At 47.1% G+C, this 18,105-nt stretch carries 18 protein-coding genes and 1 tRNA gene; 13 read left to right on the top strand and 6 right to left on the bottom strand.

The window, feature by feature from the left end:
- The 13 genes from IEY39_RS04945 to IEY39_RS04890 all read left to right on the top strand — a co-directional run bounded on the left by IEY39_RS04945 (position 1) and on the right by IEY39_RS04890 (position 12,402).
- Positions 1–1,182, top strand: coding sequence for a hypothetical protein (locus IEY39_RS04945; protein ID WP_188929097.1), 1,182 nt, complete (start codon positions 1–3; stop codon positions 1,180–1,182).
- A gap of 7 nt (positions 1,183–1,189) precedes the next feature.
- Positions 1,190–1,339, top strand: a complete 150-nt coding sequence (locus IEY39_RS30190; protein ID WP_373285416.1) for a DUF5989 family protein — start codon at positions 1,190–1,192, stop codon at positions 1,337–1,339.
- A 9-nt stretch (positions 1,340–1,348) separates the two neighbouring features.
- On the top strand, positions 1,349–1,717 hold the full coding sequence (locus IEY39_RS04940; RefSeq protein ID WP_188929095.1) for a hypothetical protein: 369 nt from the start codon (positions 1,349–1,351) through the stop codon (positions 1,715–1,717).
- 93 nt (positions 1,718–1,810) lie between these two features.
- Positions 1,811–2,416, top strand: coding sequence for a TetR/AcrR family transcriptional regulator (locus tag IEY39_RS04935; RefSeq protein WP_188929093.1), 606 nt, complete (start codon positions 1,811–1,813; stop codon positions 2,414–2,416).
- Positions 2,417–2,475: 59 nt separating this feature from the next.
- Positions 2,476–3,813, top strand: a complete 1,338-nt coding sequence (locus tag IEY39_RS04930; protein ID WP_188929092.1) for a TolC family protein — start codon at positions 2,476–2,478, stop codon at positions 3,811–3,813.
- A 3-nt stretch (positions 3,814–3,816) separates the two neighbouring features.
- Positions 3,817–4,872, top strand: a complete 1,056-nt coding sequence (locus IEY39_RS04925; protein ID WP_188929090.1) for an efflux RND transporter periplasmic adaptor subunit — start codon at positions 3,817–3,819, stop codon at positions 4,870–4,872.
- Positions 4,873–4,883: 11 nt separating this feature from the next.
- The gene (locus IEY39_RS04920; RefSeq protein ID WP_188929088.1) at positions 4,884–8,003 is read left to right on the top strand and encodes an efflux RND transporter permease subunit; all 3,120 of its coding nucleotides are present in this window, start codon (positions 4,884–4,886) and stop codon (positions 8,001–8,003) included.
- 310 nt (positions 8,004–8,313) lie between these two features.
- Positions 8,314–8,847: a carboxymuconolactone decarboxylase family protein gene (locus IEY39_RS04915; protein ID WP_188929086.1), complete on the top strand. Its 534-nt coding sequence runs from the start codon at positions 8,314–8,316 to the stop codon at positions 8,845–8,847.
- A 75-nt stretch (positions 8,848–8,922) separates the two neighbouring features.
- Positions 8,923–9,339, top strand: a complete 417-nt coding sequence (locus tag IEY39_RS04910; RefSeq protein ID WP_188929084.1) for a nuclear transport factor 2 family protein — start codon at positions 8,923–8,925, stop codon at positions 9,337–9,339.
- The gene (locus IEY39_RS04905) at positions 9,336–10,223 is read left to right on the top strand and encodes a helix-turn-helix domain-containing protein (RefSeq protein ID WP_188929082.1); all 888 of its coding nucleotides are present in this window, start codon (positions 9,336–9,338) and stop codon (positions 10,221–10,223) included. Before IEY39_RS04910 ends, IEY39_RS04905 begins: the two co-directional genes overlap by 4 nt.
- Before the next feature lie 371 nt (positions 10,224–10,594).
- The gene (locus IEY39_RS04900; protein ID WP_188929080.1) at positions 10,595–10,885 is read left to right on the top strand and encodes a hypothetical protein; all 291 of its coding nucleotides are present in this window, start codon (positions 10,595–10,597) and stop codon (positions 10,883–10,885) included.
- A gap of 555 nt (positions 10,886–11,440) precedes the next feature.
- Positions 11,441–11,944: an Xre family toxin-antitoxin system antitoxin gene (locus tag IEY39_RS04895; protein ID WP_188929078.1), complete on the top strand. Its 504-nt coding sequence runs from the start codon at positions 11,441–11,443 to the stop codon at positions 11,942–11,944.
- On the top strand, positions 11,944–12,402 hold the full coding sequence (locus IEY39_RS04890) for an RES family NAD+ phosphorylase (RefSeq protein WP_188929076.1): 459 nt from the start codon (positions 11,944–11,946) through the stop codon (positions 12,400–12,402). The genes IEY39_RS04895 and IEY39_RS04890 overlap by 1 nt, the downstream gene beginning before the upstream one ends.
- A 1,275-nt stretch (positions 12,403–13,677) precedes the next feature.
- Here IEY39_RS04890 and IEY39_RS04885 read toward each other — a convergent pair.
- The 6 genes from IEY39_RS04885 to IEY39_RS04860 all read right to left on the bottom strand — a co-directional run bounded on the left by IEY39_RS04885 (position 13,678) and on the right by IEY39_RS04860 (position 18,104).
- Complete coding sequence (locus tag IEY39_RS04885) at positions 13,678–14,763, bottom strand: FRG domain-containing protein (RefSeq protein ID WP_188929074.1); 1,086 nt, start codon at positions 14,761–14,763, stop codon at positions 13,678–13,680.
- Complete coding sequence (locus IEY39_RS04880) at positions 14,744–14,923, bottom strand: hypothetical protein (RefSeq protein WP_188929072.1); 180 nt, start codon at positions 14,921–14,923, stop codon at positions 14,744–14,746. The genes IEY39_RS04885 and IEY39_RS04880 overlap by 20 nt, the downstream gene beginning before the upstream one ends.
- A 184-nt stretch (positions 14,924–15,107) precedes the next feature.
- A tRNA-Arg gene (locus IEY39_RS04875) sits at positions 15,108–15,181 on the bottom strand.
- 214 nt (positions 15,182–15,395) lie between these two features.
- Positions 15,396–16,169 carry an SDR family NAD(P)-dependent oxidoreductase gene (locus IEY39_RS04870; protein ID WP_188929070.1) on the bottom strand — a complete coding sequence of 258 codons (774 nt, stop codon included), beginning with the start codon at positions 16,167–16,169 and terminating at the stop codon, positions 15,396–15,398.
- Positions 16,170–16,234: 65 nt separating this feature from the next.
- Positions 16,235–17,050, bottom strand: a complete 816-nt coding sequence (locus tag IEY39_RS04865) for a phytanoyl-CoA dioxygenase family protein (RefSeq protein WP_188929068.1) — start codon at positions 17,048–17,050, stop codon at positions 16,235–16,237.
- Positions 17,051–17,459: 409 nt separating this feature from the next.
- Positions 17,460–18,104 (bottom strand): phosphatase PAP2-related protein, encoded by a 645-nt coding sequence (locus IEY39_RS04860; protein ID WP_188929066.1) that lies wholly within the window; start codon positions 18,102–18,104, stop codon positions 17,460–17,462.
- Position 18,105: the final 1 nt, after the last annotated feature.

Below are 18,105 nucleotides of genomic sequence, written 5' to 3'. Positions count from 1 at the left end.
ATGACCAACCTTAATTCGTACGCTGATTCCCTAATAAAAGTACTGCGGAAAAAAGGCCTGTTCGTCATTCTGGTATCGGTGTTGTTCGTCTTTTCAGCCTTTAGAGGAACCGGCGGCCCTTTTTTCCGTAACCTGTTGCTGCTGTTGCTCATCTCTTACGTCATTCAAATCTTGCTTTTAATTCAGAATAGCTATCTGTTTTATGGCATACGTTGTTTCCTTATCATTTGTCTTTGTTTTGAATTTATTGCGGGGAGATTAAATATGGCAAAGGCGAAGCATAGCATCGAGATCGGGAACTCAACGGCTGCCTTCGATAGCTTACTTGGGTTTAAGACTAAGCCCGACATGGATAACGAAATATCTGCAAAGGTGGTCGATCGTGACACTTTATACAAGGTGACCTATTCTACCGATAACTGGGGGAGGAGGATCGATAACGCCCATGACACGGGGAAACCTGGAAATAAACACATAGTGCTATTGGGCTGTTCGTTTACTTTTGGTGAAGGACTTCCGTATCATGAAACCATTTCCTATGATCTTGATAGTGCTTTACAAGGATACAACACGTATAACTATGGAATTATTGGTGGCGGTCCGCATCAATTTGCCTTATTCTTCCAACCTGGCACAGCTATCATCAATAAAACCTCGATAAAGCAGGATTCCGGATTCGCCTTATATACTTATATAGATGATCATCTGAACCGGGTCTATGGCGGAAGCAGGTATTTGACATATGGCAGCAGCTCTCCGGATGTCTATATCCAAAACAATAAAATAATCGTCAAAAAAAGAAGTGGGATCGTCTTTGCCATTAACAGCTATTCAGACAAAAGCGAATTGTTGAAATATTTCAATGTTCAACGATCGTATCCCAGGTCGGAGAGCTTTTACAGGCGTTTTGCAGCTATCATCAATTACACCGCGTCCAAATATCGGGAGCTATTTCCCCGGAATCAGTTCGTGGTTGGTTTGTACCCTGTATTTTCGAATGACACTGCGTGGGTAAGGTATGTCGATAGAAACATTAAAATAATCAATGTCCCTGTACCCGGCGATTACTGTCAAAACCCGGCCAAATACCATATTTCTATGAGATATGATATCCATCCGTCAAAATATTTCAACCAATACTATGTGAATTATATTATTTCTCATTTCCTAACTAAACAATAAATCAATCATGGAGTACCTAAAGGATCTTTGGCTTTTTATGAAGGCTAAAAAAAAGTATTGGCTATTGCCAATGGTAATAATCCTGGTATTGATCGGTCTGTTGATCGTTTTTGGAGGCACCAGCGCTCTCGCTCCCTTTATTTATAGTTTGTTTTAACCATACAAAATGACACCGCGCAAGACCGAGACCGCCAAAACAATGTTAGCCATTGTAGTGGGCACCCTGCTCATTTACTTTATGACCAAAAAAGTATGGATCATTAAAGTTTCCGTAGTTATCGGGCTTATAGGACTGTTATGGGACGGCTTGTCCAAAAAGATCGAGATAGTTTGGATGAAGCTGACCTGGCTGCTGAGTCTTGTCGTTCCGAATATTCTATTATCGGTGATCTTCTTTGTTTTTCTGACGCCTATTGCCTTTCTGTCGAAAATATTCGGTGAGAAGAATCAGTTACATCTAAAAAATACCTCGAATAGCCTGTTCAAGGAAACCAATAAGGATTTCAATAAGGAAAGTTTCGAAAGGCCGTGGTGAAACGGCCGGGGTGAGGTGTCCCTTCAAAAAAAATTTGCCCGATTCAAAATATGTTATACTTTTGTGTTGAACAAAATTGTTAAACGCGAGAGGATGGAAACATTATCAACTGATGTTGAGAGACTTATAAAAGATACAGCCAAAAGGATCTTTTTTGTTGAAGGCAAGTTGCATGCTACCACTCAGGATATTGCCGATGCCGCGGGGATCAACAGGGCTTCAATACACTATTACTACCGTAGCCGCAAGATACTTTTCGACAAGGTATTCGAAGAGGCCATGGCGGAATTCCATGCGAAGTTGACGGTGGTTGTTTCACAAGAGAATTTGACATTCAGAAAATTAGTGGAAAGCGTCATCGACTTCCTGCTTAAAAAGTCCTTGGAACATCCCTTTCTTGAACTGTTCCTCGTGGCGGAACTGAACCAGGATCCCCACCTGAAGCATGCCCGCTTGCCGGAAGAGGCGAGGGCCCGAAGAATGATGCTGAAGGAATATATTGCCGAAGAAGTAGCAGCCGGAACGATGAAACCGATTGAGGCAGAACACTTTATTGTGAACCTCATCTCCTTGTGCTCCTTCCCCTTCCTGGCAAAGCCGATCGTGAAGAATGCGATCGAATTGTCAGAAGAAGGCTATGTGAAATTCATTAGTGAAAGAAAGGCGGTGATCATGAAGCTGATTTTTCTGGACCTGTAAAACCACATTTTTTTTGCCCCTAATCTAACAAAATTGTTAAACATAACTATAAAACAAAAATGAAAAAAGCATCCCTTCTGTTCCTTCTCGGCTGGGCCGCTGCCTTCCACAGCATAGCCCAGCGGCCATACACCCTGCAGGAGTGTATCGACACGGCCCTCCAAAAAAGCCTGCAGCTGAAAAGCGACAACTATGACCTCGCCAAGACCCAGGCCGGCATCGGGGAGGCATACAGCAGCCTGCTGCCTTCCGTCAACGCAAGCGGCAGCTATCAGTATTATTTTAAGCTGCAAAAGCAGTTGATCCCTGCCAATGTCTTCGGTGGACCGGCCGGAAAATACGAAGCTGCATCTTTGAGCACTCCCCAGAGCAAATCCCTGGGCGTACAATTGAATCAAACGCTTTTCAATGCTTCCTCCCTCATTGCCTTGAAAGCTGCTAAAGTGGCTGTGGGTCTCGACGAGCTACAAATCCGCGGCAGCAAAGAGGATCTGGTATATAATGTTTCGGCTACCTACTACAACATCCAATCCATTCTGAAACAACAGGCGCTCGCCCGGCAAAACCTTGCCAACGACGAGGTCCTTTTAACCGTCACCAGTGACCAGTTGCGGGCGGGCCTCGCCACGCAAACCGATGTCGACAGGCTTACGGTCCAGCGCGACAATACCAAGGCCACTTTGCAGAATACCGTCAACAGCCTGGAAAAACAGTACAATTTACTCAAGCTGCTGATGAACGTCCCATTGGAAAGTGATATGGTCGTAGTGCAGGATGACTATGACGAAGAAGTGGCTGCCCCGGGCCGGCAAAAGACGGATGTCGACCTCACCCAAAAAACAAACTACAGACTGATCCTGGAAAATAAGAAGGTTGCCGACCTGCAGCGCCGCAACATAAAAGCCGGCTATCTGCCGTCCCTCTCACTCAACGCGAATTATGGTATAGCGGGCTATAACTCCAATGCCGATCCCTTTAAAAATCTGAACAATACCTGGTATCCTTCGTCCTATGTCAGTCTTAGCTTAAGCATTCCCATCTTCGATGGCTTCCGCAAAAAATACCAGATCAGACAACAAGAGATCACCATCCGCAAATACGATGTACAGGCCGAACAAACGCTGCAGCAGAACAGAAAGGACGTGGCAGATGCCTACGCCGACCTGGAAAGCAATTATATCACCCTGCAGAGTCAAAAACGCAATCTCTCATTAGCACAAAAGGTATTGACCGACATCGATACCCAGTATAAAAGCGGGCTGGTAAAACTCACGGATGCGATCAATTCGCAATCGGAACTGGAAACCGCACAAAATAACTACATCACTGCCCTGATCAATATAAAACAGGCAGAGCTGAATCTTAAGAAAGCAAATGGTACACTCATAAACAACTAATATATGAAAAAGACAATTCGATACATGATCATCGTCTTCGCGGTAGCCGGCATAGCGGCGCTGGCAGCCTTTAAACTGAACTCCAATAAAAAGGATGTAGAGGCGAGGGTTTATCACCCAGACCTCGATCTTGCGGCCACAGTACAGGCCGATACGGTGAAGGAAAGCCCCTTTAGCAAGGCTACGCAGTTCTTAGGATCGTTCGCAGCCAATCGCGAAGTTTCCATTGCGTCCGAAACTTCGGGAAAGGTGATAACCGTCGGGGTGCAGGAAGGCAACCAGGTGGGGCAGGGAAGCCTGGTGGCCAAACTGGATGACGGAGTCCTGCTGGCCCAATTGCATTCCGCAACCGCCAGCCTGGATAATGCGGCCGGTACACTGAAAAGATATGAGCAGGCGCCCAACGGCGTGTCGCAGCTGCAAATGGACAATGCCCGTACCCAGCTATTGACCAGCCAGGCACAGATAGAACAATTGAAGAAACAGATCGGCCAGTACACCATCTCCGCCCCTTTTTCCGGCGTGATCACAGCACGCAATTTCGACCTGGGAGCCGTGGTATCTCCGGGTACTCCCCTCGCAACGCTGACGGATATCAGCTCCCTCAAACTGGAGGTAAGTGTTCCTGAGCGATATGTCGCCCAATTTAAGAATGGGATGCCCATCACGGTCAACACCGACGTATATCCGGGATCGTCCTTCACCGGCACCGTCTGGATGATCGCAAGCAAAGCCGACGCTTCGCACAACTACACCATAAAGGTACTGGTACCAAACAACACCCAACACCCGCTGAAAGCAGGCATGTATGGCAATGTCACGATTGGCAATACATCGGCGCATCAGGCGATCTGCATCCCGAGATCGGCCTTGATCGGCTCTGCCCGGCATCCACAGGTATACGTTGTGGAGAACGGAGCAGCAAGGGTCAGGGATATAGAGACGGGCGCAGGTAATGCTACAAGTATCGAAGTAGCGAAGGGCTTGCATTCGGGGGAAGTGGTCGTTTCCAGCGGCCTGGTCAACCTTACGGATGGAACAAAAGTCAGTATCAAATAAAATCGATCATCATGTCAATAACAGAAATAGCCATAAAGCGGCCCTCCCTCATCATCGTAATATTTACTGTCCTGATAGGCGCCGGTTTGTTTTGCTACACCAGGCTCAGCTACGAGCTCTTGCCAGATATCTCACAACCTACACTGGTGATCACTACCAATTATCCGGGGGCGGCGCCCGCCAACGTGGAGCAAACGGTGACAAAGAAGATAGAAGACCAGCTTAGCTCGATAGATGCCATAAAGACCATCACTTCCCAATCACTGGAAGGAGTGTCCATCATTACTGCCGAATTCAACACAGGTACTGATATCGACCTGAAACAGCAGGAAGTACAACGAAAGATAAACAATATCCTGGGCGATATGCCCACGGATGTAAAATCACCCGGCATTTCCAAGGTGTCGCCCAGCGACCAGCCTATTATGCAGCTGATGGCCGTTTCCAACCTGGACAACGCAGCTTTTTATGATCTTATCCGGAACCAGATCGACCCGCTGCTCCAGCAGGTGCAGGGCATCGGCGAGATCTCCCTCATCGGCGGACAGGAACGGGAGATACAGGTGAACATCGACAAGGAGAAACTGGATTATTATAAACTGTCCATCCTGAATGTTACCCAGGCAATAGCCAATGGCAACCAGGAATTCCCCGCCGGAAAGGTAAAGTCGGAGACGCTGGGACAAATGACGGTTCGGCTTTCGGGCAAATACAGTTCGGTTGAACAGCTGAACAACCTGGTGGTCGGCCTTCCCGTTGCCGGCAGCCCGATCAGGCTTAGCGATGTAGCTACGGTTGCAGATGTGACTAAGGATGTGTCGACGGTTTTCCGGTACAACGGACAAAACGGCATCGGTATGCTGATAAAGAAACAGGGCGATGCCAATGCCGTGGCCATCAGCAAACAGGTGAAGGAAAGGATCACGGCGCTGGAGAAGAGATATGCCGGAGACGGCGTCAAATTTACCATTGCCGATGATACGGCCGACTATACGCTGGAAGCTGCCAACGGCGTGGTGGACGACCTGATGCTGGCCGTGATCCTGGTGGCTATCATCATGCTGCTGTTCCTACACAGTATCCGTGATTCGCTGATCGTGCTGGTCGCCATCCCTGCTTCGCTGATCTCGACCTTTATTGCCCTGTATCTGTTTGGGTACACGCTTAATCTCATGACCCTGCTGGGACTTTCGCTGGTCATTGGGATATTGGTGGATGACAGCATTGTGGTATTGGAAAATATCCACCGGCATCTTGGCATGGGCAAGGATAAACGAACCGCAGCCCTCGATGGACGTAAGGAGATAGGCTTCTCCGCTGTGGCGATCACGATGGTGGATGTGGTAGTGTTTGGTCCGCTGATGCTGATACAAAACAGCATCGGCTCGATCCTGCGGGCCTATTCCTCCACCATTGTGGTAGCCACTTTATTGAGCCTGTTTGTCTGTTATACGCTCACGCCCTGGCTGGCATCCCGTTTTGGCAAGTTGAGTCATCTGGATAACAGAAAGATACAGCACAGGCCCCTGATCGTGTTTGAAAAATTGATCAGCGGGCTTACCCGGTGGTATGCCGGGGCGCTTGCCTGGGTACTGCGTCATAAGGTGATCATGACGGTCGGGGTCCTGCTGCTTTTTGCCATGGTAGCAGGTATAATGAAACTGGGTGTCATTGGGAATGAGTTCGTAACGGAGACTGATAAAGGGCAATTCAGGCTCGCTTTGGAATATGACAAGAACACCACCGTATTGCAAAATAATCTACGCACCAGGGAGATCGAGGACTATTTACGGCAACAGCCCGATGTTACCACTGTTTTCAGCAATGTGGCAGGGGCGAGCACTTCTGCGATAGTAGCCGGTGTAGGTTCTGATTATAAATCCGAGCTCACCGTCACCCTGGTAGACAAAAAAGACCGGCGGCTTCCGACCGAAAAGCTGATGCTGCAGAAAGGACAGGATGTGGCGCAGCATTTTGCGGGGGTAAAGGTAAGCCCCACCATGGTCAACATGATCAACACCGGCGAGCCCATTCAAATAGTACTGAATGGAGAGAACTCCACCGAATTGATGGCCGCCGCAAACGACCTGAAACGACGCATCCAGGCCATACCCGGCGCCATAAATGTCATCCTCAGCGTGGAAGAAGGCAACCCGGAAGTGGAGGTAAATATCGACCGGGAAAAGATGAGTCAACTGGGACTTACGATCAATGAGGTAGGTTCTGTTATGAAAAACGCTTATGCGGGCAATGACGATGCCAAGTACCGCGTGGGAACGAATGAATACGATATCAGGGTGAAATTTGACGACTTCGACAAGCACAGCGTGGATGATGTAAAGAATATCTCGTTTGTCAATGCGACAGGACAGCTGATAAAGCTTTCGCAATTTTCCGATGTAGTACAAGGAAGCGGACCCAGTGTACTGGAACGTAAAGACCGGCGCACCTCGGTTACGGTAAAAAGCAATGTGCTGGGGATCACCTCTGGCGTGGTGGCAGATGAAATTAAAAAATCCCTTCTCGCGAAGCCCTTGCCAGCCGGCATCGATCTGCGCTGGAGTGGTGATATCGAACGGCAGGGCGATTCTTTCAGTGCAATGGGGATGGCCATCATTGCGGCGGTGCTGCTGATGTACCTGGTGATGGTAGCCTTGTACAATAATTTCGTGTATCCGTTCGTGGTCCTGTTCTCTATCCCGGTGGCCTTTATCGGGGTATTCCTGGCCCTGGCGCTTACGAAATCGTCCATGAGCATCTTCACCATCCTAGGGATGATCATGCTACTGGGCCTGGTGGCCAAGAATGCTATCCTCATCGTCGACTTTGCCAACCACCGGAAGGAACATGGCGACAGTACCTGGAAGGCATTGATAGCCGCCGGACAGGAAAGGCTTCGCCCTATCCTGATGACCACTCTGGCGATGGTGATCGGCATGCTTCCGATAGCTATGTCTACTGCGGCGGGCAGCGAATGGAAGAGCGGCCTGGCCTGGGTGATCATTGGCGGGCTTTCTTCCAGCCTCTGTCTTACGGTATTTGTGGTGCCGATGGTCTATTACAGTGTGGACAGGATAGGAGATAAAATCAGAGCATGGCTGCATGACAGGCCGGCATTGATCTATAGATAGGCGTTGATCAACCCCCGACCAAGTGTCGGGGGTTTTATTATTGGAGTACTTCTTTGAACAACTTATAATAAATATCGGTAAGCCGATCGACCAGGTAGAGGATCTTGTTTTTCATGATTGAATATTGGTACCGTAACAACGGATCGAGGAATGAAATTAGTATGGAAAGCTGCAAAAAACTTAATTTGGTGATTAAGGGGAGGGAAAATTGTCCATTACCTTACGGCATATATCCATTTTTATCCGGTGTCAGTCTTCGCATCTTTGCTGTATCGATAACGGTATAAACAGTAAATTAAATCAGTAAGCAATGACACAGTTTAAAGTTCCCGGCAGGGACGAAGTATCCGCGAACAATCAAACGCTGTTTGACAATCTCAAAAAGGGACTGGGTATGGTTCCCAATCTGTATGCGGTGATGGCACTATCGGAAAATGCCCTGGGCAATTACCTCGCCTTCCAAGGGGCGAAAACACGTTTTTCCAACAAGGAAAAGCAGGCGGTGAACCTGGTGGTGAGCCAGGTAAACAATTGTTTATATTGCCTGAGCGCGCACACGCTATTGGGCACCATGAATGGCTTGACCGAGGCGCAGACCATCGAGATCAGGAAAGGCAGCGCCTCATTCGACAATAAATTGAATGCTTTGGTAAAGCTGGCAAAGGAAATTACAGAGAAGAGAGGTTTTGTGTTAGATGACACGTTAACATCCTTTTTTAATGCGGGTTATGACAAGGGACAGGTTGTAGAGCTGGTAATGCTGGTTGCGGAGAAGTCCGCAATGAATTATCTGCATGGCATCACCAAGGTGGAAATCGATTTTCCGGTTGCAAAAGCGATTTGAGCTGATACAGCAGGGCAAGGCATTGGATTGCTTGCCCTGCCTTACCTTTGAAAAAGGGAGACAAAAAATTGATATATGGAAGAAAAAAAATACCCGCTGCCGCCGTTTACACTGGAAACGGCGCTGCAGAAAGTGCAAATGGCTGAAGATGCCTGGAATACCAAAGACCCCGAAAAGGTTTGCCTGGCCTATACCACCGACACGGAGTGGAGAAACCGGACGGAGTTTCTCAACGGAAGAGAAGAAATAAAAGATTTCCTGAGAAGGAAATGGCAGAAAGAGCTGGATTACAAACTTAAAAAGGAACTCTGGGGGTTTAGGGATAACAGGATGGCCGTCCGATTCGAGTACGAATGGCATGATCACAAGGGCCAATGGTATAGGAGCTACGGCAATGAATTATGGGAGTTCGATGAGAATGGCCTGATGAAAAAACGTTTTGCGAGCATAAATGATCTGCCCATAACGGAAAAAGAAAGGAAATTGACATGAGCGATCCGAATACAGCAACTCTGGTAAACCCGCAGAATGGGAACCTTGCCTTTAAAATTCACACATTTACAGACAATAGTTTCTTTGACCACATTCAGCGGAACAATTACTATTCGCTTATATGGGTGAAGATAGGGGTGGGGCGGTTGAGAGCGGATTTTTCCGAGTATGATCTTAAGGACAATTATTTGCTTTCCTTTTCCCCCTACCAGCCTTTTATGTTGTCGTCCGCGAGCACCATAAACGGGGTGGTGATACAATTTCACCCGGACTTTTTCTGTATCCACAAGCATCACCAGGAAGTCGCGTGTAATGGAGTATTGTTCAATAATATTTACCAGCCACCTTTTATTTGGATTGACGACAACACTGCCGCGATGTTTGAGATGCTCATCGGGCAAATGAAGACCGAAATGCAAAATGTGGCTTTGGCTCAATATGAACTTCTCATTTCCTATCTGAAAATATTCCTGATCACCGCTTCCCGCGTGAAGGCCAAACAACAGCAGGGAACAGACCTGGTTGTTGCAAAAGCAAAGCAGCCCCTGGTCCTTCAATCATTGAAGGATGCCATCGAAGAGAACTATAAAGCAAAACATGCCGTGAGTGACTATGCGGAGATGCTGAATATTTCACCCAAATCCCTGGCGAAGATCACAAAGGCCCACCTGAACAAAACCTTGTCGGCATTGATCTCCGAAAGAATTATTATTGAGGCAAAAAGGGAATTATACCTCACCAACAAGCCAGTGAAGCAGATTGCATATGAATTGGGCTACGAGGATGAATATTATTTCAGCCGGTTTTTCAAAACCAATACCGATGTTTCGCCGCAATTATACAGGGATACGGTTGGTTTCGACAGGCAAAGCGCTGTAAACTGACGACAGGACGGGGGACATAACCCCAGGGTCTATTCGTGAATATTTTCCTGGAATACTCAGTTGCACTTTAAGGTATTTAATATCTTTGCGCCTCAACCGGATCGGGCCGGTATATCTCAAATTTCCTGTCGCACCCACACGATCGTATTTCGATTTCATCATTTTGGCACTATGGATAAACATCGCTCATGGTTGAGGCTGATCGTGTATTTTTTACTTGGAATTTTGGCCGGCTTTGTGTTTTGGCGATTCGTCTTTAGGCCGGATATATGTGAGTGGTAGGCGAATCCGGGGTGCAACTGCGCCCCCGATGCATTGGAAAAACGCATCTTGCCTGCGTTCACCTCTTTTTTAATCATTAAACATGTCAAATGAAAAAGGTCAAAGCCCTTATCTTGCTGCCATTGCTGGCGGCGGTATTATTGTTCGGCTCATTCATTGCCAAGCCGGAAAGGAACACAAAGGCGAACATCCTGAACTATGCCTGGTACACGCCTGACGGACAGTTCGTCGCCTGGAGCACGCTGGTGAATGCGGAATTCGTGACTGGTGGAGACACCAACCCAGTGAACGGGACGCTTATCTCTTTAGGGTATACCGGCGGTGATCCGGGTCAGCCGCCTTCCGGCACTCTTGTGTATAAACTATATTCCCATCCCTAGCAAGCGCTTATACCGTAAGAGTTATTTTATCAAAAGCATATCGAACGGACACAAGGTGCTCAAACAAGAAGCCCGCTACCAGAGCGGGTTTTTTAATTGTGGGGAGATTAGCGACCCGGGCGGGATTAGCTTCGGCGCTTATCGCCGCCTCCGCTGATCTCCTGAACCCTGCGAGGGACCTTACCCAAGGCCGCCCAGTCCGCTATCGCGGCCCGCGGCTTTTCTGTTTTTCCGCTATGGTGAGCAATCTCACCTTGCTCCAAAACAGAAAAGCAGGCCAGACTTTCGGCTGGTAGACTTTGTGACCCGGATTGGACAGATTTCAAACCGGCTATGGAACGAGTTAAAGTACCTATCTAATTTCTAATCTATTTAGAACTTCATAATTCCGCGAATTCGGGAGAATTGCAATCGCCATTGTGGATTTTTACACTTTAGAGAGACAGCCTATTGAGTACAACGGTCATTGAAAAATAATAAATTAGATATCTTTAACTATAAAAAATATTGTCAGTTTGGAAAAATGTCTTAAATTTATGGACAAATGTCCGTAAAATGGTAGGCACAAATTCAAAAATAACCAAGAAGCTTGATAACGAAATATGTTCCATTTTCAAGGGATGGAAAAATGAAGGGCAAGTTTTCAATGTCTTCATTAGTCATTGCACCTTTGATGCTTTCCTGGCAAATAAATTAGCGATTATCTTCCTAATCGAGAAAGGGGTTCCTTATTCGCTATTTAACATCATTCAAGATTATACTCCGCTTGATGAAAATGATTGGACAAAAATACTTGATCTTTCAACTAAATCCATCCAACGCTACAAGCAATTAGAAAAGCATTTTGGGAGACTTCAATCTGAGAAGATCATAGAAATGGCTGAGGTCACAAATATTGGCCTGGATGTTTTTGGCAATATTGATAAATTTAAGTTGTGGCTCAGCACTCCCAACTTTGCTCTTGGTAAACTCAAACCCATCGAATTATTGAAAGATTCTTATGGCAAGGAAATGGTCATTGGAGAGCTCACCCGCATAAACTACGGAATCCTAGCCTGATGGAAATTTATCGTCTCTCCCGAGAAAAATTTGCTGGCACTTTGTCAGGCATAGGCGCAGCTCTGAAAGGTGCCCGTTGGAACTCACCAGGTGTCGAAATGATTTATACAGCAGCAAATCGGTCTCTCGCAATGGCCGAAGTTGTTGTGCATTTTACGCTGGCCACTATTCCGGATGATTACGTTATGGTGACCATATTTGTGCCCGATGACGCAAATATTTACAATCTTTCAGCTACCGATCTTCCCAATGATTGGAACGCTTGGCCTCACACAGTATCTACACAAGTAATTGGTGATCGCTTTGTCATAGATAATAAATATCCCATTCTGCGTGTTCCTTCTGCCGTTACACAGGGAGATTATAATTTTCTTATAAATCCATTTCATCCAGATTTCCGACGTATTCATATTGTCGACACCAAAAAGTTTCCTTTCGACAGCCGAATCTTTAAATAAAATCTGTCCTCGATGCAGAGAAGAATTTGTCAGCAACCTTTGTACGCCACTAACTAGACTCCCGATCCTCGAGGCTTCGCCCAAGACCTATATTTTTAAAGCAATGAAGGTGTATCTTTAAAAAACTCTTCAGGTGTTGCTTCCCGATAAGTGATCGTAAGCAAAATATAAAGACAGTAGTTTTATGCCCGCAACTTTGAGAAATCGAGCTCTCCGGGCGCAGCGGTCTTCCATTCTATGTTGGTGTTTTTAACTTCCCCATATTGGCCTGTCGAAATAGTCCAATAATTACCAACCTTATTTTGTAGTTTGAAGCGAATGACTTTCTTGAATTCCAAATATTTATCAACAGTATTTGGGTGAATTGCCATATTGCAGCTATAACCTTCATTCGAGTAGCTAGGGTATACGATAAAATCCTTCCAAGTCAACCCGTGGAGCATCAACCTTATGGTTCTGGTAGCGTGACGATCGACAATTGTATTGCGTATAGGGATATGGTGGAAAAGATCTTCTTCACCCTACTGGCCGATATATACCCGCAAAGTCAAATCATTCAGGAACGAATCCTAAAGGTCGATAATGACCATCGCGTAAAGAAATAGAGCTGGCAGGGGAGTCCGTAAAATGGCGAGAAATATTCAGAGAAAGCCAGGCGGATCAAATTTTATCGCTGGCCTTTACTAAAGGGCGTAATTCATTTTCAATAAATTGATTCGGCGACCAATGGTTGGTCAGTTTATCTAGTAGGAGAGAATCAAACCCATTTATTCCAATGGTGAGTGGAATGCCGATTTCGGGCTTGATCGCACTAAGAATGGACCCGATACCGGTAGACAGATAAAACCTGATCCCCTTTGCCGGCAATTTTTCAAGGACACTATTTTCTTTAATTTTATTTATATACTCTCTGATAAGATTGGTGTCGTCCGGAAGGTCATTAATCCAGGTTTTAAACCGTTGAGCTCATTTTCCAGGATAAAATTGAATTCTGCCACTCAAGCTGATTAATGGTTTTCGAAAAATGGTGCGATGGGCCCCGGCCCATTGTCTATAAAGAAACGAAAAATCAGGCTTTGGTACTCCCGTATTTAAACCCAATTTTTGAGGAAGTTGGGGCAAAACAGAATTCTCCCGAGGGGGGACGGTTTTTCTCGGATATTCTTCCTTTTCACCGAAACCATGCTAAATCAGGGTGCAGGTTGAGACCAATTCGATCCATTGTGTCTTCAATAGTTTCGCCGCTCATTGCTTTTTACTCATCCATCCCTTATGTTACCGTATCAGCTGAGCTTCGGTCGCGGCGAAAGCATCCCGAGCAATCTTTTGAGGGTCTGGATAGATATAATCCTTAGTGACACCGAGCGATTCCAACTTTTCTCGCACATACGGCGCGAGATTTTTGTTGATGTTGATGCAGTTGCAAAAGTGATAGTTCATACTCGGGTCGCTAACCTTGACGATTTCGTTGGCGACGTGTTCGAGAGGCAACGTTGGGTTAGCGTTCCAAGTGAACGCGCCTTTTTGGTTGACAATATTCATACTGTTATTTAGCGAGTATTTCAACTGGCTATCTTCCTTGAAATCGGAGAAGAACAAAAGATCGGCATCAATCAGGTTAGATATTTTCGTCAAATGAGTAATGAGGCCCGGCCCCTGCGTTTTTAAGAAAAACCAATCTATTCTGCTGTCTGGCCAGTAACTATCGATCTGTTCTTTGGTGAATTTCGCTGCCATTTCCTTAAGAAGTCCCTCCTTAAATTTCGCCCGACCACTGGCCAGCGACTGGACTATGACATCATCCAACGCTCCTTTAATAAGCGCTTTCTCATCAATAAAATAGACGCAAAAATACTTGTCTATTTCCCGGGTTGTCGTCGGAGCCGCGACCGTTTCCGTAGCAAAGTAGAGGGCGTTAGTAAAGCTGTACGTCCAATCTAACAATGGAGTGGGGCATCCATGATGCTGTAGGAAACTTAAAATCCCCAGATCGTTAAGAGGATCGAGACCGGAAATTTCAATGAATCGGGGAAGTATCTCACCGTAATTGGTACGAGCGTTTTGTACCATCAATTCGAGAAAGGCCTTAAAGTCAACGCCTTTTTCAACATATTCTTTCGAGATCCAGGTACGCTGCAGAGAGCTGTATAAGCGATATCGAGCTTGGTTAAGTCCTCGAAATAAAAAGCCAGTTAATGACCTGTTTTTTTCTAATATGGCGTCGAAATGTTCCTTGGTTTCGACGGTTTCCTGGTCAAAGAAGATTTCTTTTTGCAGGAGCGACCGATATTCGGATAGTTGCTGGTTCGATGTTAACGGTGCCGTAATATGTTCACTTATATTATGCCAGCATGGCGGCATTTACCAGAGGAGAAACAGTCCTGGGATCGACCTTTCCGTTTGGCAATGATTTGACCTTCAGCAAATCCTTTAAGAGATCAGGGAATACGATCTTTTCAATACCGCCGTTTTCGAGGTATTCGTTGAATAATTTAACTTTTAAATCGAGATCAATATTCATATATCGTGCAAGCCTAAAGGTAAAAAGAAGAAACTACGTTTGTTATTTTCGACGTCATGCCTGCCGATGAAACCCAAATGGTATTGAGATTCGCGTATGGTGGTCTGTGTTAGTCAAATAGTTAGTCAAATAAAAAGCACCTAGAATATGTTTAATCTAAGTGCTTTATTATCAGTGTGTTATGTGACCCCGTCAGGATTCAAACCTGAAACCTTTTGATCCGTAGTCAAATGCTCTATTCAGTTGAGCTACGGGGCCGGGACTTGCGAGGGATTGGGTCCCAATCGCTAAGGGGCTGCAAATATAGGACAAAATCCAGAATGGAAAAAATGCAAGGCATTTTATTTGCCGGCGACGGCAGGGGCGAGTGCACGTGGCGGAGCCGGGTGGGGCGAACGGCGGGGGCGGGCGAGGCGGGCCGGCATCGGTGAGGGGAATGCGGCGAGTGGCGAGTGGCATGCGGCGGGGGCGGCTACTCGTAGATTTTCATTGCGGTGCGCTCGACGACGGATTTGGGGAGGAGCCAGGCCATGGCGGCACCCAGTTTGTTGATGAAGCCGGTGATGATCTCGGCCTTGCCTGCGAACATGCCTTTGATGGCGAGGGTGGCGACGGTCTCGGGTGTCATGTTGAGCTTTTCGGCGGCCTTCCTGCCTTTTTCGCCCAATTGGGCACGGTTGGGGAAGTCGGTGTCCGTGGCGCCAGGACTGACACAGGTGACGGAGACTGTGGTTTTGTGGAGCTCCTGGTGGAGGCCGCGGCTGAAGGCGAGGACAAAGGCCTTGGTGGCGGCGTAAAGGGTGAGCTTGGGTACCGCCTGATAGGCGGCCGAACTGGCGATATTGAGGATATAGGCCTTTGGCCGTTGGTGCAGATCGGGAAGGAAGAGCCGCGTCATTCCCACGAGCGTGGACATATTCAGCTGCATCATATTCAGATGTTCGGGCAAGGTGTACTTCTCAAACGATCCGCTGAGACCATAGCCGGCATTGTTGACGAGGATGCTGACGGCATACCCCCGGGCACGGCACCAGTCATAGACATTCTGTGGAGCTTCGGCGGTGGACAGATCGAGCGCCAGCCAGTCGGTCTTTACAGTATACCGCGAGCCGATCTCGGCGGCGAGCTGCTGCAACAGGTCTGCCGAACGGGCTATAAGCAGGACATTGAATCCACGGGCCGCCAGCTCGCGGGCGATCGCCCTGCCGATACCTTTGCTGGCGCCGGTTATTAATGCATATTCCATAATGGGGTAAAGATAATGCAAACGGCCGGCTCCGAGGAACCGGCCGTATTGGTATGTAAATTAGTTTAGTTCTGTACTTTCGAGGCAAACCGATGATAAAAGGGCGTCTTGCTATTCGCATCTTTCGGCATATATTTTCCCGTGATGATCGGCACATACATCACGCGGCGACGGCTGGCTTCTCCATAGAGCGGCGACTGCTGGGCACGATGCCAGATGCGGCCGTCATGCACGGTAAGATCACCCGCAAAAAGGTCGAAACCGATCTCGCGGCGATCGGGATTATTGTCGATGAAGTATTTCTTGCCGAACAGCAGCCGCAGTATCCCCTGTTTGTGGGTACCCGGCAATACGCGCAACCCGCCATTTTCGAATGGGGTGTCATCCAGGTGAAGTCCCACATTCAGCATGGGCATGATCTTCTGCCCAAGGAACAGATCGCGGGGGCTGTCGGTATGCCAACCCATCTGGGTAAAATTGCTTTCCGGCATCCGGACATAGTGGTTGAGGATCAATCCATCCTTCTCATTTTCGCTGATCCGGCCTTCGTAAGGATATAACAGGCCGACAAGCGCCTGGACACGAGGATCCTGCAGCATTTCATGCAGCGGCTTGCTGTACAGGGACAGGAAACACATCCGCTGGATCATCTTATTGCCGTCCTGATCCTTTCCAAATTTCAACGGGATACCGTTGACCTTATCCCGGCCTTCATCCAGCCATTGTTTTTCAATCCTGTTGAGCTCTTGTATGAATAATTGAACGGTCTCCGAATTCAGAAAATTCCTAAAAATGATAACTCCATACTTGTCGAAAAAGTTAAATTGTTCTTCCGTTAGCTTATCTCCCAAGACAAAATCGGGGCATTCGAATTTTTTCATAAATGCTAGCTTTATTTAAGAAAAGGAAGGGTCCATCCCTTTCCGCTTCAGCGCTTTGAAATATTGGGTTAATTGAGTTTTAACAAATTGTGAATTCTTCATTAAGTATCAAATGTATGAAAATTAGTATTTTCGACGTTAATTTGCCTCGCTTTTATCGATAAACGTAAATAAATATACTACAACATTGCTCCTCTTTTCGTTCGGAAAAGCAATATTTATCTATTTTCTTGGGTTTTCCTGATGTGCCCCTACTGCTGTCAATAAAAAGTCACGCAAATATACGCCCTATTCTCGTACTGCCAACCATTACCCGATGGATAGCAGCCGAATCTCTAACGCACAGGCAGCTTATAAATTTAAGCAGATTATAGATACTTATATCCACATTTTTTGATCGCGAGGCCCCCTAGCGCAATACGACCCGTGTTGCCAACTGGTAAGACACCCAGCTGAAGAACAGCCCGCCCAGCACATCCAGGGTGTAGTGCACATGCTGTACCAACAGCAAAAAACCGACGATCGCCGTAACAGCCAGCGCGAGCTTCTTATCCGTCTTACCGGGGACCGTCAGATACAACAGGAATACCGAGGAGGTATGGCCGGAAAAGAAAAGGTCCTTGGTCACGAACTTATCCGAGCCATAAAAGAAATTACTCACCGGGTCGACCAAACCGATCAATCCCGCCGGTGGATCCAGCGGAACGACGGTTATCGTCAATATCCGTAATGCACATAGGAAAATGAATGACCACAGATAAGTAAGGAACATCTGCGGTGTTTGTGCGGCGCGGAAGAGGCAGTATGCGGTGAAGGACCAGATAACAATAAAGAGAGCTACCGAGACATTATGGGGGGGCAGCATGCGCAGCACGGCGTCATTCAATACCACCCCATGTCGGCGCTCGATCGCCTGGAAGAAGAGCGGGAGAAGCGATAATACCGTGACTAAAACGACGAGTCCTGCCATTACCCGCCGACGAAAAGCAGTGATAAGCCAGGCTTCCTGCCATTCCTGCCGTACGGCGACCAAGAGTGTTTGTGAGTTAGACAAG

It is taken from the genome of Puia dinghuensis, from assembly GCF_014642875.1.
Taxonomy (GTDB): domain Bacteria; phylum Bacteroidota; class Bacteroidia; order Chitinophagales; family Chitinophagaceae; genus Puia; species Puia dinghuensis.
Note: the sequence above shows the minus strand (reverse complement) of the source record. Positions and strands in the feature narration are given on the sequence as shown.